Source organism: Acinetobacter sp. 228, assembly GCF_048147885.1.
The window spans coordinates 97986-112528 of sequence record NZ_JAYWYV010000010.1 but is presented as its reverse complement, the minus strand read 5'-3'; the positions used below and the strand labels follow the sequence as shown (position 1 = coordinate 112528).

10 protein-coding genes and 1 other RNA gene are annotated in these 14543 nt (G+C 44.9%); 6 read left to right on the top strand and 5 right to left on the bottom strand.

What is annotated here, in order from left to right; translation table 11 throughout:
- Positions 1–998: 998 nt before the first annotated feature.
- Positions 999–1357: a transfer-messenger RNA gene (gene ssrA, locus VXQ92_RS09675) on the bottom strand.
- Between the two features lie 130 nt (positions 1358–1487).
- Between ssrA and glpK the strand changes: the two genes are divergently transcribed.
- Positions 1488–2972 (top strand): glycerol kinase GlpK, encoded by a 1485-nt coding sequence (glpK, locus tag VXQ92_RS09670; RefSeq protein WP_416681252.1) that lies wholly within the window; start codon positions 1488–1490, stop codon positions 2970–2972.
- Positions 2973–3051: 79 nt separating this feature from the next.
- Here glpK and VXQ92_RS09665 read toward each other — a convergent pair whose 3' ends face one another.
- Positions 3052–3549, bottom strand: coding sequence for a thioesterase family protein (locus VXQ92_RS09665; protein WP_004646146.1), 498 nt, complete (start codon positions 3547–3549; stop codon positions 3052–3054).
- Positions 3550–3654: 105 nt separating this feature from the next.
- Here VXQ92_RS09665 and hemB point away from each other — a divergent pair, with 105 nt between their 5' ends.
- Both hemB and thiO read left to right on the top strand, forming a co-directional pair.
- A complete protein-coding gene (gene hemB, locus VXQ92_RS09660) occupies positions 3655–4668 on the top strand; it encodes a porphobilinogen synthase (RefSeq protein ID WP_064095775.1) in 1014 nt (337 codons plus the stop codon).
- A 15-nt stretch (positions 4669–4683) separates the two neighbouring features.
- Entirely contained in the window at positions 4684–5808 is a 1125-nt protein-coding gene (gene thiO / locus VXQ92_RS09655; RefSeq protein ID WP_416681249.1) for a glycine oxidase ThiO, read from the top strand.
- Here the strand turns inward: thiO and VXQ92_RS09650 are convergent.
- Positions 5797–6702, bottom strand: a complete 906-nt coding sequence (locus VXQ92_RS09650; RefSeq protein ID WP_416681246.1) for a TIGR01777 family oxidoreductase — start codon at positions 6700–6702, stop codon at positions 5797–5799. The two genes, thiO and VXQ92_RS09650, sit on opposite strands and share 12 nt — an antisense overlap.
- Before the next feature lie 156 nt (positions 6703–6858).
- Entirely contained in the window at positions 6859–7317 is a 459-nt protein-coding gene (locus tag VXQ92_RS09645) for an ABZJ_00895 family protein (protein WP_064095778.1), read from the bottom strand.
- A 471-nt stretch (positions 7318–7788) separates the two neighbouring features.
- On the opposite strand from VXQ92_RS09645, the gene VXQ92_RS09640 reads away from it, so the two are divergent.
- From VXQ92_RS09640 to VXQ92_RS09630, 3 genes are read left to right on the top strand one after another with little or no spacing between them, the layout of a single operon-like run.
- On the top strand, positions 7789–9042 hold the full coding sequence (locus VXQ92_RS09640) for an exonuclease SbcCD subunit D (protein WP_416681244.1): 1254 nt from the start codon (positions 7789–7791) through the stop codon (positions 9040–9042).
- An 8-nt stretch (positions 9043–9050) separates the two neighbouring features.
- The gene (locus VXQ92_RS09635; RefSeq protein ID WP_416681241.1) at positions 9051–12656 is read left to right on the top strand and encodes an AAA family ATPase; all 3606 of its coding nucleotides are present in this window, start codon (positions 9051–9053) and stop codon (positions 12654–12656) included.
- 2 nt (positions 12657–12658) lie between these two features.
- Entirely contained in the window at positions 12659–13768 is a 1110-nt protein-coding gene (locus VXQ92_RS09630) for an acyltransferase family protein (protein ID WP_064101629.1), read from the top strand.
- Positions 13769–13799: 31 nt separating this feature from the next.
- On the opposite strand, the gene VXQ92_RS09625 is transcribed toward VXQ92_RS09630, so the two are convergent.
- Positions 13800–14489 (bottom strand): YggS family pyridoxal phosphate-dependent enzyme, encoded by a 690-nt coding sequence (locus tag VXQ92_RS09625; protein WP_416681237.1) that lies wholly within the window; start codon positions 14487–14489, stop codon positions 13800–13802.
- Positions 14490–14543 lie beyond the last annotated feature (54 nt).

Below are 14543 nucleotides of genomic sequence, written 5' to 3'. Positions count from 1 at the left end.
TTTATGTTTTAATCATTATTCAAATTTTTTAAAGATAAAAAAACCTTTTAAGGATTTTTCTTGTTATAAATTATTTCGTTGCACACAAAAAATAACACATTAAAATTATAGCATAATATAGTTTTTCTGATGACAGCTGCTATAGCTGATTACTTAATGGATTATCATAATAAAAAATATTATAAAATAGCCTCTTACCCATAGGTATATCTGTACTCATGATTTTAAAATCATGCTAGATTTCTGCACAAGTGGAAACAATACCCGATAAAAAAACTTCTGCAGCCGCTTCTTTAACCTGTTGGGCAGATCTGGTTACTCGCTAAGGCTTATTAAAATCGTGGAACATTCGATACAAAGTATCGTCCTCAGTCACGATCTATCCTATCCCGATAGATCGTTATATCTACTTTATACTTAAATGTAGATCTACCATCCGATTTCGTTGATACACAGACATATAGATCAGCTTAAGCCTGGATATATAAACTTCAATAAATTTTTGGCAGAGAAACTTATAGAATAAATACAGAACCTTATCTTTATAAAGCAGGATCTCCAAATAACTACCCATAAAAAAGAGTCCATATAAGACTCTTTTTTAATTCAGAAACAGATTTTAAATATTGATATGAATTTCTACAGATCGTGTTGAATAAACTCCAATTCAAACGAATATTCAAAATTAAGACTTATGCATAACTCCAGAATTAAGAAATGGCTTATAGGGCATATCGAAGTCATTGCATCTGCTCAATAGTGCAGAAGTTATAAAGGTCAAAAAGAAAGTAGAGTCTAAGCAGCATCAGTTGAATCAACTGTATAACATACTAATTTTTAATATATTAAGAAAATTTTTACCTATTTTTACCTATACAAAGCAAAAATGGGGTCACACAGCGTAGGACAGAGTCGGACAATACAGCCAATAAAAAAGCCTTTAAACATTGAGTTTAAAGGCTTTTTTAGATTCCGATGGATTACTTCGGAAAGAATTTTGGTGGAGGTGGCGGGAGTTGAACCCGCGTCCGCCAGCATTACGCTCGAGAATACTACATGCTTAGATATCGTCTATTGTTTTAACTCTTTGTGACCCGACGAACAGGATACAAATCGCGATCCTCTTAATTTAGTACAAAGCCCCGAGGCTTGGCTTTATACGGACTTGTGTGCGTGCGCTTCAGTCGGACTCTCTAACCACAAGTATTCGGAGAGGCGGACAAGCTGCCCTTAGGCAGCTAGAGCGTATGATTCGTCGTTTGCGACTAAAAAATGCAAATTTGATTTACGAGAGAAAATGCGCTCTCGGCATGCATCTATGAGTTTCATCACCAGCGTCGAAGCCAGAAACACCCCCAAAGTACAAGGCAATCATAGCATAAATGTCAAGAATTACGATGCCTTTTCTGAACATTTACACAACTTGATGCGCTTAATTACATTATTGCGCTAATATTTTACTTTTCAAGCCGAATAACAGAAAAATTATGAGCTATTTACTGGCCCTGGATCAGGGAACCACTTCAAGTCGGGCCATTATTTTTAATGAACACGGGCAAGTCCAAGCCACAGCGCAGCATGAAACGCAGATCCACACCCCTCACTCTGGTTGGATAGAACAGGATGCCCAGGAAATCTGGAGTTCACAGATTGCTGTGGTACAGCAAGCTCTCGCTACCGCAGGTATTCTGGCGAAGGATATTAAAGCCATTGGCCTGACCAACCAAAGAGAAACCACGGTGGTCTGGGATCGTAGAAATGGCAAACCGCTTGCCCCGGCAATCGTCTGGCAGGATCGTCGTACTTCTGACTGGTGTAACCGGCTGATTGATCAAGGCTTAATGTCCAAAATTCAGCAAAAAACAGGCTTACGGATTGACCCTTATTTTAGTGCGGGAAAATTGGTCTGGTTTTTAGAGTATGTCGAGGGAGTACGGGCACTCGCTGAACAAGGCCATGTGGCATTTGGTACGATCGATAGCTGGCTGATCTGGAATCTGACCCAAGGCGCAGAGCACGTCATTGAAGCCAGTAACGCTTCTCGTACCATGTTAATGAATCTGCAGCAACAGTCGTGGGATGAAGAGCTGCTCGAGCTGTTTAATATCCCGGCTTCGGTCTTACCGAAAATTATCTCTTCTGATTGTTATGTCGCTGACACTGCTTCTGGCTTACTTGGGGCCAATATTCCCATTACCGGAATTTTGGGGGATCAGCAGTCTGCACTCTTTGGCCAGTCCTGTTTTGAGGTGGGCAGTGCTAAAAACACCTATGGTACTGGCTGCTTTATGCTGTTCAATACCGGGCATAACATTCAGCTTAGCCAGAACAAGCTGCTTTCTACTCTCGCCTGGCAAGCCCAGGGCCAAACTACCTATGCGCTCGAAGGCAGCGTATTTATGGCTGGTGCTGTAGTGCAATGGTTACGCGATGGCCTCGGAATTATTCAAAAAAGTAGTGATGTGGAAAAACTGGCACACCAGGTCGAGCATAGTGACGGCGTGGTTCTGGTTCCAGCCTTTACTGGACTAGGCGCGCCGCATTGGGATAGTGAAGCACGTGCCTTACTCTGTGGCATGTCACGCGGTACAACCAAAGCGCATATCGCTCGTGCAGCATTAGAATCAATCGCCTTTCAGGTATCGGATGTGCTCAGTGCGATGCAATCTGATATTGCACATCCACTTAAAGAACTGCGGGTTGATGGTGGTGCCAGCAGCAATGACATGCTGATGCAATTTCAGGCCGATATTCTGAATGTACCGGTACTGCGTCCGAAAATGCTGGAAGCTACTGCTTGGGGTGCGGCCGCCATGGCCGGATTAAAAGCTGGCGTATTTTCAAACCTGGATGAAATTTCCCAGTCCTGGCAGCTGGACCGTGCTTTTGAACCCAAAATGCAAAATGACGAAAGAGAAATGCATTTAGCCAAATGGAAAAATGCCTTGAAACGGGCTAAATCTGATCTCTAAATCCTCTAGGTTCATATTTGATCATCATAAAAAAGCACTGTTAAACAGTGCTTTTTAACTCCCTCAGTTCACGATTTCATTAATAGGCATAAGACGCAATCGCTGTTGCAATCGCCTTATCTTCATCATTGACCATGGTCATGCGCATGGTGCAGCCCTTACGCCCCAAACGTAAGGTTTCTGCACGCGCGATAAAATATTTGCCACGTCCAGGCGCCAGATAATCCACCCGCATATCGACCGTCGCCAGACGCGATACTTTTTTAATGGTATCTGCAATCGTTTCCGGTTCAGCTTTTTTATACAGTTCGCCCATGGCCACAATACCACCGACGCTATCCAGTACAGTTGCAGCCAGACCGCCATGCAGAATCTGGAAAGCCACATTACCAATCATGAAATCCTGCATTTCTACATAGGCTTCAATCTGGCCCTCAACCACCCGCATGGTCATGCCGTTATGCTTAAAAAAAGGAGAGCTATTAAAAGCATGTACCAGCTGGTTCAGGACTACATCAATATCCACTTTCGAGCCCAGATGTATATTACCCGTCCAGTTTCTCTCTGTCTTACTCATCACTCTGCCCGAATCCACCACAATAAAAAACCGCTAATTTATGCCCAAAAATTTGAGTTAGGGCTACAATAGAGGCCTAGTTTAATACTGATTACTGAGATTTTTATGACTTATACGTTCAATCGTCCCGCGTTTCCTGCAACTCGCATGCGTCGTATTCGTAAAAATGAACATTTACGTTCGATGGTTCGTGAAACCCATCTCGCGGCAGATCATCTCATTTATCCAGTATTTGTCCTGCCAGGACAAAACCAGACCCAAAATATTCCAAGCATGCCGAATATCCAGCGTCTGTCAGCGGACTTGCTGTTAAAAAAATCAGAACGTCTGCTGGAACTCGGTGTCAATAAACTGGCGCTATTTCCGGTCACCCCACAAGAAGATAAAAGCCTGACTGCAGAAGCCGCATGGCGTGAAGATGGTCTGGTGCAAAACACCTTACGTTTATTGAAAAAAGAACTGCCAGAAATGGTGCTGATTACTGACGGCGCATTAGACCCGTATACCACGCATGGTCAGGATGGCATTATTGATGAGAACGGTTATGTCTTAAATGATGAAACGGTTGAGTGCCTGATTAAACAGGGCTTGAGCCATGCCGAAGCCGGTGCAGATGTGTTTGCTCCAAGTGACATGATGGATGGCCGGATCGGTGCGATTCGTCAGGCCTTTGAGCAAAATGGTCATATCTATACTTCGATCATGGCCTATTCAGCCAAATATGCATCAAGTTTCTATGGCCCGTTCCGTGATGCAGTCGGTTCTGCCAGCAACTTAAAAGGCGGCAATAAATACAATTACCAGATGGATGTCGGTAACCGTGCTGAAGCCCTGCATGAAATTGCGCTGGATATTCAGGAAGGTGCGGACATGGTGATTGTCAAACCAGGCATGCCTTATCTGGATATTGTCCGCGAAGTCAAAGACACTTTTGGCGTACCGACCTTTGTTTATCAGGTCAGTGGCGAATACGCGATGCTGGCTGCGGCAATTCAAAATGGCTGGTTATCTGATAGCGTCATTTTAGAATCATTGATGAGCTGTCGTCGTGCCGGTGCAGATGGTATCTGGACCTATTTTGCTGAAGAAGCTGCGCTTAAACTGAAAGACATGAAGTAAAAGGATTTCGGCGCAATGCATATTGCCATTATTGGCGCTGGCATCACCGGTCTGATGTCGGCGCTGGAACTGCTTGAACAGGGATGTTCTGTTACCCTTTTTGATCAGCAGGCCGCCGGACAGGCTGCATCCTGGGCTGGAGGAGGCATCCTCTCCCCGATGTATCCCTGGCGTTATCCCGCTGCTGTAAATGCTTTGGCCCGACATGCCAAACCCATGTATCAGGACTGGAATCAAAAACTGCAACCTTTCACTGGCATCGATTTCCAGATTCATGAAACAGGTATGCTGATTTTTGATGAATCCGATTTTGAAATCGGTTTAAGTTATGCCGCAACACATCAAGAGCCGCAGCAACAGGCAAAATTACTTGATCAAGCTAAACTGCAACAGATCAATCCCAGAATTAATCAGAGCAAATTCAAACAGGCGATTTATTTCCCTGAACTGGCCAATATCCGTAATCCACGGTTATTACAGTCGATCATTCGCTATTTGAAGCAGCATACTCGTGTCACCTGGCAAGAAGACTGTAAAATCACTCGGCTCAATATTCAGCAAGGCCGTGTAAAAAGTATCTCAGATGAACATGGCCGGCTTTTTCAGGCAGATCAGTATGTGTTCACAACCGGAGCATGGTCACAATACTGGTCACAGCAACTTGGTTTGGAAATTCCGGTACAACCGGTGCAAGGTCAGATGCTGCTGTTTAAAACACCAGAAAACTGGCTGCCGACCATGTGCATGAATAAGGTGATGTACCTGATTCCACGACCAGACGGACATGTGTTATGTGGGTCCAGTATGCGTCAGGTCGGTTTTGACACCTCGCCTTCTAGCGAGATCCGGCAAGATATTTTGCAGGCGTGCATCGAGATGGTACCGGAACTGGCAGATTTTCCGCTGGTCAAACAATGGGCCGGATTAAGACCCAGCTCACCCGATGGTATTCCCTATATTGGAAAAATTCCCAAGCTACACAATGTTTGGGCTAATTTTGGACATTTCCGGAATGGTTTATGTATGGGGCCAGCATCAGGAAAACTACTCACTCAACTCATACTTGAACAAAGCCCGATCGTTGATCCAGATCCTTATGATCCAGTCCGTTTATTCGAGCCCAGTCGCTTAGTGCTTTAGGATATTATCCAGTGCTTCTTTTAGGGTTGGATAATGAAACTGGAATCCAGCCTCCTGCAAGGCTTTGGGCTGTACATACTGACCGTTCAATACCAGTTGTGACTGTTCTCCCAGCATCATTTTCAGACTGCATGCCGGCAGTGGCAGTAAGGATTTACGCTGCAGAATCTGGGCCGCGGTTCGCGCAAACTGGGCCTGACTGCTCTTTTCTGGCGCGACCACATTAAAGATCTGCTCGATTGTATCCTCAAGCATCAAGAATTCAATCGCTCGCAGTACATCCTCTAGATGCACCCAGGTCACTGGCTGATGTCCATGACCAATCCGCCCGAACAGATTCAATTTAATCGGCAATAGCATCTGCGGAAGAATCCCGCCACCTTTGCCAAACACCACCGCAAAGCGAACAATCTTGGTGTTCTGGTTAGTATAGGATAAGGCCAGCTGCTCCCACTTCGCACAGAGTTCAGACATAAAAATATCTTGTGGCGGACTTTGCTCCGTGCAGACCTGTTCCCAACGCTCTGTCGGATCAATGCCATAATAACCAACGGCCGATGTTGAAATAATTCGTTTCGGTTTAAGCTGATTTTTTTCTAAATAATCAAAAACCTGTTTGGTAGTGTCTAAACGGCTATCCAGCAATTTCTTTTTACGCGCTGCCGTCCAGCGGCTTTGACCGATGCTTTCGCCAGCCAGATTGACCACATAATCAAGCTGATGCTGTTTTAATTCATCCAACTGGTTAATCCAGTGAAAGTCCGGATGCGGTTCAAGTTTATTTTTCTGACGGGTCAGACCAGTCACCCGATAATCACGATCCAATAAAAACCGTACGAGATGACTGCCAATAAAACCACTCGCTCCCGTCACCAGCACTACAGGTTTATACATCAGTCATTCTTCGCCTTATTATTTTCTTGGTTTAAATTATACGCCACTCATCTTCAGCTTTTTTAAAGCAGGAATATTTTTGTAGTGGAGAATTTGTATCTTTCATCATTCAATCAATTTATGAAGATCGGCTGTCACACAATGATTCATCAATACTCACTGAGGCGAATGGCCAAACATTTTCTCTGCCATACGCTGGGCCTGCTTGCCATAAAACCAGTACGTCAGCAGATACAGCGGAATCGCAATCATCAAAAACATGATCAGCACTATGCTCATAAACTGTGGTTGCTGTAGATACAGCAGAAAGTCCTGCCAGGCATTCGGATTGGAACGGGTGGCGATCACAATACCGAGCAAGAGAAACAATAAATTATAGCCCCAATAAATCAGGCTAAAACCGAGCGTGAATTTTTTACGTTCTGCCTGGGTCGGCGCACGTTTTTGCTGTTTTAGAAATTTAAAAAGCACCCAAATCATGGCCACCAGATAGGGAACAATCGTCAAGATTGCGCCCATACCCATCGGTAATAGGGCTGCCACCACACCACAAATACAGGTAAAAATAAAACAGATAAAGAAAAACCAGGTAAAATAACGACTTAGTGGCAACATGTGCATGACTCGGTGATCTTCAACAGGTGAGTATAAAAAAAATTAAATTTTTTTTCATTTTATTGTCAACCATCCACTAGAGGGTGACGTTATATAGAGTACAAGGGGCAAAAATTTGGACTGGCATCCACGAATTTTTGCTGACCTTTAGAGCTAAAGCAATAAGTCTTAGTGTACAGGAAAATTTTGAATAGCAGCCAAAATCTTCCTGTAACACAAATTTGACCGACGATTTCATCATCACTCGAATCGTCGGTTTTTATTTTTTAAAATCCCTATTTTTAACATCTGAGGGCTTGCAGAGCCTTTAATATCTGATGATCCGGATACAACCGTCCATTAATATCCATACTGATCAAAATAAATTCAGCTTAAGCATCACCAACAATTCGCTGAAATATCGTTTTACAAGTAGATTTTTACCTGTGCTTTTTCCTATAGTAGCAAGGCAGATATCTTGGGGTTCATTACATGGCAGTTCATTTTCTTCACACTTCCGATTGGCATCTGGGACAATTTTTCCATAACCATGACCGTGAATTTGAACATGCACAGTTTTTGACTTGGCTACTTGAGCAAATCAAAGTAAAGCAACCGCATGCCCTGCTGATTGCCGGCGATATTTTTGATGTGATCAATCCTGCGTCCAGTGCGCAAAGACAGCTGTACCAGTTTCTGGCCGATGCGCATGACCTGGCGCCACATATGCAGACCCTGATGATTGCAGGCAATCATGATTCCGGTTACCGGATTGAGCAGGTTGAACCCTTGCTGGCCAAATTCAATGCCAAAGCAGTGGGAATAGTAGGCCGCACGGCAGAAAATACCTTGAACCTAGATCGTCTGCTTATTCCTATTTATGATCAGGATAAAAATATCATCGCCTGGTGTCTGACCCTGCCCTATTTACGCAGTGCCGAAATTACCGGATTGAATGAATATACCAGCAATAACCAAAACGCGATCAGTTATCTGCATCAACAACTGATTGCCGAAGCCAGAGCCCGCAAACAGCCACATCAGGCACTGATTTTAATGTCACATGCGCACATGCAAGGTGGTGAGACCTCGGACTCTGAACGTCCGATTATTGTCGGCAATGAAGAAGCCCTGTCGACGGCACTGTTTGATGACGTGATTGATTATGTCGCGCTGGGGCATTTGCATAAACCACAAAAGGTCGGTCAGCCGCATATTCGCTATAGTGGCTCCCCGATTCCGCTATCATTTAGTGAAATCCATTACCAGCATCAGGTGGTTGAAGTCCGGATTGATCCCGAACAAAACCCGGAAAACCGCTTTCAGTACGATGCCTTAAGCATTCCGCGTACTGTCGAGCTGTTCCGCATTCGTGAAAAGCTGGAAAATTTAATCACTACAATTCAGGCCTTGCCTGCCGGAGAAATCGGGCAGCTTTCTGCACGGCATTTTCTGGAAGTGGAATACACCACTGATGCGCCGCCTCCGGTAGACCTGCGTCAGCAAATAGAACAGGCCCTACCTGCTAACCGTTACCGACTGCTGCGCATCAGCCGGATTTACCAGCAACAGGTCGACCTTAGTTCAAGCCAGTCTAAAATTGATCTGGCACCCCCTACCCCGGAATCGCTATTTTTCAATATCTGGAAAAAAATGGGCTATGAGCAGGATCACTCGGTACAACAGGATTTTCAGGAATTACTGAATGAAGCCCAACACGAACTTGCACAAAAACAACAAGCCTAGGATCGGCCATGAAAATTTTACGTCTAAGTCTTAATAATCTGGCCTCCCTCACCGGCACCCATCATATTGATTTTGAATCGAGTCCTTTGGCTCATGCCGGCCTGATTGCCATCACCGGAAAAACTGGTGCCGGGAAATCCACCCTGCTCGATGCCATGTGCCTGGCGCTATATAATGAAATTCCCCGCCTAAAAGGTGCCACAGGCAGCCTGAAAGATACTGGCGGTCAGGATGTGTCCATCAAGGATTCCAAGAATATTCTGCGCCGTGGCTGCGTGCATGGTTTTGCCGAACTGGAATTTATTGCACTCGACAGCAAACGCTATATGGCACGCTGGGAAATTAAACGGGCACGCCAGAAAGTCGATGGCAATCTAAAAGTAGACCGCTACGTCAAATGTCTGGATGATGACACGACACTGACGCAAAAAATATCGGAAGTCACCCCCCTCATTGAAAAACTGGTAGGCTTAAGTTTTGAGCAGTTTACCCGCGCAGTTTTATTGCCACAGTCAGAAGTCGGTGCCTTTCTTAAAGCCAAAGACAATGAGCGTGCAGATTTGCTGGAATATCTGACTAATTCACAGATTTTCAGTCTGGTCAGTCAGAAAGCCGCAGAGAAATTCAGCGAAGTCAAAAACAAGCGCAACGATCTGGAAAAGCTGATCGGGCATATTGAAATTTTGTCTGAAGAAGACATCAGCGCTTTACAACAGCAGCAGAACTCTTTGTCTTTGCAACTTCAGAATTTGCAGCAATCTGAAAAACTGCTGGAAAATGAGAAACAATGGCATCTGGACCGACATAAACTTTATGCAGAAGTCCATGCCAAAAAAGAAGTCTACGAAGTACAGCAGGATGCAGTAAATAAGTCTGCAGGACAGCAACAGCTACTGGAGCAGCTGGATGAATTCCAGTCGATCCGGGATCAGTTTGTGAGTCGTACCCGTCTAGCCCCTCAAAAAGAGCAGATTCAGCACCAGCACACCCAATTTACACTGGAATTTGAAACGCTCAAACAGAGCTTTGTAGCAGAAGAAGCCAAATTTACAGCCTTACAACAAAAGCAGCAACAGTTTCAGCAACACTTGGCAGGCCTGAAACCGCATCTGGAAGCAGGTTTAAGACTGGATCATGCAATTGATACGGTATCAGAGCAGTACAAAAAACTGCATGCAGAACAAAGCCAGTTTCAAATCCTTCGTCTACAGCCTTTAGAAGAACAACTTCGACAGCAACAGCAGACTTTGAATCAGCTACAAGCTCGGCAAGAAAAGGTTGCACAACAATTGGCTGAATCTGGCTTTTTAAATGTGTTCGATCTGGAACCGCAAAGTACCTTGCAACGTATACAAGACTTTATGCGTCAGTATCAGCAACTGCAGCAACAGAATCCGGACAGCCTGAAGCAGCCTTTGCCTGAACTGGAAAAAACCGTTACAGCACTTTCAGAAAATCTGAACCAGTGGATACAACAGCATCATAGTCTGGAACGGCTGGAAGAGCAGCTCAAAACCATTCAGGAAGTGCGTCAGCAACGCCAAACTGAACAGCGTCAGCTCGACCTGCTGCAACAGCAGGTGCAACAAATCGTTCAACAATCACAAGAATTTGAACAACTGCAATCTGCTGTAAATAGCCAACAGCAACAACTAAAAATCCAGCAAGAGGCCGAACAGGCACTGTATCAGCAGATTCAGACTGAACAACAGGCATATGAACACCTGGAACAAATACTTGCCCAGCAACGTTTATTGCATGCGCAAAGTGTGCAGGATCTTCGTGCCCAGTTAAAACCGGATGAGCCATGCATGGTCTGTGGGAGTATGGCCCATCCTTTTGTCGATGCCGCCCATGAACGTCTGGAACAGAGCCTGAGCCAGTTACAGGAGCAACAGTTACGGCAGGCAAAACAGCAGCTCGATCAGCAACTGCAATCTCAGCAGCAGCAACGCATTGAAATATCCAAAGCACAAACAGTAATTGAGCAACAGCAACAGCGTTGCCAGGTCCTACAAAACCAGATTCAACAATCCTCTGCTGACTGTAAATCTCAACTACTCAAACTGGAAGTGGTTACCGAGCAGCACAATGATCTTCCTACATTCATCCAGTTACTGGCAAATCACACTCAAAGTCTGGTCCAGCAGCTAGAACTGTCACAACAGCAGGAACAACAGCTCCAGCAACCATTACAACAATGGCGTCAACAACAACAGCAATTGCACCAATTACAACTGGCTCTACAGCAACGTCAGCAACTCGACCAGCTGATACATCCAGTTTTAAGCGTACTGCCCGAGCAGTACCAGTCGCAGCCACCTATGCTCTGCTTACCTCAGTTGCAACGACAATTAGAGCAGCGCATGCAGCAGTTGGCAGTACAAAAGCAGCTGGAATCTGACCTGCATCAACAGCAGCAGATATTGGAAAAGAGCCAGTATCAACTACAATTGGAACAGCAAAATTTTGCTCAATTAAGCCAGTCTGTAGAGCAGTTAATTCAGCAAGGCAAAGACCTGCGTCAACAACTGGCTGAACTGACCAAAGAGCATGCAGGACAAGTCTACCGTATCGCTGCAGAATGGCGCGATGCACTAGATCTACAAGCCAAGACCTTAGAGCAGGCTTTAGAACAACAGCGTCAATGCACGGCGCAGGCCGAAAAACAGTGGCATCAAACCCACTTAAAACTGCAAGAATTTATCAGCCAACTTCAGCAGATCGATCGGCAATTGGCTCAATATCAGCAAGATATTCAGGCATGGCAAGCAACACATCCGCAAGTGACGGCAGCTCAAATTGAACAATGGCTCAGTATTGATCTGAGCACCCATCAACGCATTCGTCAGAATCTGGCCAACCAGAAACAGGCACTCGAAAATGCCAGGACAGCCTGGCAATTACTGGAAGAACAATATCAGGCCCATTTAAAACTACAGCCAGAACATGAATTTGAGGAAATTGAACAAAAGCTTGGCATGCTGCATCAGGAAAAAATAATGCAGCAGGAAGTGCTCAATGAAACTGATGCCAAACTGCGTATGAATGCCAATAATCAAAACACCTATGCCAAATATCAGCAGCAAATTGAGCAGATCAAAGCAGAAGAATACCGTTGGGGACGTATTTACGATCTGATCGGACATAAGGAAGGCACCAAATTCCAGAAAATTGCCCAGGAACATCATCTGGATATTCTGGTGGAATATGCAAATCAGCAGTTACAACCGTTGGCACCCCGCTATCAGTTACACCGTATTCCGGATAGCCTGAGTCTGGCGATTATTGATCTGGACATGAATAGTGAAGTCCGCCCTGTGCTGTCCCTATCGGGGGGTGAAACCTTCCTGGTTTCATTGGCTTTGGCTTTGGCGATTGCCAATATGGCCTCCGGCTCCATGAAACTGGAATCACTGTTTATTGATGAAGGTTTCGGGACGCTAGATCCAGCCTCCTTACATATGGTCATGAATGCGCTGGATCATTTGCAAAGCCAGGGCCGTAAAGTCGTTTTGATTTCACATATACAGGAAATGCATGAACGGATTCCGGTACAAATTCAGGTCAAGCCTGTCGGTGCAGGCGCCAGTACCATTCAGATTATAGGTTAACGATGAGTCACCCTGCCCCGAACACGCTCTCGCCCTATTTCAGCCTACAGCTTGAGAGCCTACGGGGGATCAGTGCCATTGTGGTGCTGTTCAGTCACTGCTTTCAGGCATTTATTGCGCCTTTCGATACCAGCATTTATTCATGGATACGCCTGCTTGGGCAGGCTGCAGTCATGATTTTCTTTGCCTTAAGTGGCTATCTGATTGGCTATTCGATTCAGCACAACATTCATCAGTATGGTCAGTTCAATCTGCACCGTTTTGCTCGACAGCGTTGCAGCAGAATTTTACCACCCTTTCTGTTTGCCATGGGGTTGACCCTGGTTCTATATCTACTCGCTCCACTATTGTTTGCCAGCCACACGCATGCTTTTCAACACAGTTTTAGCATGATGATCCGGACTGACTATAGTGTAGACATGATGGAATTTGTTGGTTCGCTGCTATTTTTAAATGGCTTTGTGACGCCAACGGTTTCAGCCAATGCTGCGCTCTGGAGCCTGAGCTATGAAGTGTGGTTTTATGTGCTGGCCGGATTCCTACCTTTTTTAAAAAATTCGGAAATAGCCAAAATCGGATTTTTTATGGTTCTGGCTATACTATCATTACTGAACATCCAGTTTTTTATTTATTTTCTGGTCTGGCTTAGTGCCTTTGCCTGTTCATTTCGATATATCCAGATACGTTTTTTAAACCGCTTACAATCGGTCAAATTAGCCCTATTCGGCTTAGCATTTCTAATCGCCTGTTTTGATGCTTACCAGTTTCAGGTGATTGATGAGGCCCAGCAATACCGTGCTGTGAATTTTGTCCCTTTTAATTTCTGTCTGGGTCTGGCATTTAGTTGCTGGCTGGTACAACTCCAACATCACCGCAGTCACTATCATCCGGTTTGGGTTCAGTCTGCAGACTTTTCCTATACCTTGTATGTCACCCATTTCCCCTTACTATTATTTATTTTGGGATGTATTCCGGCAACTTTGGCCTATGGTCTGGGCGGAGCAATTTTAGCCTTGCTTGCGAGCATGTGCAGCTTAATAGTTTTTGCCTGGCTGATGGCTAAATGGCTCGAACCAGCCAGAAAAAAAGCGTTATCCAATACCCTGCGATAACGCTTTGCTGCAAAAAACTGACATTAGTAGTTTATACATCTTTTTTAGGCCGTGCACCAAATAAGGCTGTGCCAACACGAACCATGGTAGAACCCGCAGTAATCGCTTCGGTCATATCCCCAGACATGCCCATACTTAAAGTATCCCAGTCTTCAGGATGAGCATGTTGTGTTTTTACTACATCAAATAAAGCTTTGGCATCAGCAAAAGCTTGAGGATTATTCGGTGCTGGAATCACCATCAAACCACGTAAACGTACATTCGGCAGTTGGCTGATTTGTGCCACCAGATCTGCAATTTCTGCCGGCTGACAACCATCTTTCGTATCCTGACCATCAATATTTACCTGAATACAGATATTCAGTGCGGACTGATTATCTCCACGCTGATTTGATAAACGCTCGGCAATAATAAGGCGATCGACTCCATGTACCCAGGCAAAATTTTCTGCCAGATGCTTGGTCTTGTTACGCTGCACATGTCCAATAAAATGCCACTCAATCTCTAGGTTTTTCAGTTCGGTGATTTTTTCCAGTGCTTCCTGCAAATAATTTTCACCAAAGGCCCGCTGGCCTGTCTGATACATCTCTGCCAGCACACTACTCGGCTGGGTTTTGGACACGGCCAATAGTTGTACCGAATCCGGCTCACGCCTGGCCTGAGTGCATGCGGCCTGGATCTGAGCTAAAACCTGATTTCGTGACTGTTGCAGCATATTCATTGATGGGGTTCTCATTTCGTCCGGATTTTTTTCCCTTGCTCGTGAACTAAGTGT

Coding starts and splice junctions, on each gene's coding strand:
- glpK (WP_416681252.1), top strand. CDS start 1,488: ATGAGCTATTTACTGGCCCTGGATCAGGGAACCACTTCAAGTCGGGCC.
- VXQ92_RS09665 (WP_004646146.1), bottom strand. CDS start 3,549: ATGAGTAAGACAGAGAGAAACTGGACGGGTAATATACATCTGGGCTCG.
- hemB (WP_064095775.1), top strand. CDS start 3,655: ATGACTTATACGTTCAATCGTCCCGCGTTTCCTGCAACTCGCATGCGT.
- thiO (WP_416681249.1), top strand. CDS start 4,684: ATGCATATTGCCATTATTGGCGCTGGCATCACCGGTCTGATGTCGGCG.
- VXQ92_RS09650 (WP_416681246.1), bottom strand. CDS start 6,702: ATGTATAAACCTGTAGTGCTGGTGACGGGAGCGAGTGGTTTTATTGGC.
- VXQ92_RS09645 (WP_064095778.1), bottom strand. CDS start 7,317: ATGTTGCCACTAAGTCGTTATTTTACCTGGTTTTTCTTTATCTGTTTT.
- VXQ92_RS09640 (WP_416681244.1), top strand. CDS start 7,789: ATGGCAGTTCATTTTCTTCACACTTCCGATTGGCATCTGGGACAATTT.
- VXQ92_RS09635 (WP_416681241.1), top strand. CDS start 9,051: ATGAAAATTTTACGTCTAAGTCTTAATAATCTGGCCTCCCTCACCGGC.
- VXQ92_RS09630 (WP_064101629.1), top strand. CDS start 12,659: ATGAGTCACCCTGCCCCGAACACGCTCTCGCCCTATTTCAGCCTACAG.
- VXQ92_RS09625 (WP_416681237.1), bottom strand. CDS start 14,489: ATGAATATGCTGCAACAGTCACGAAATCAGGTTTTAGCTCAGATCCAG.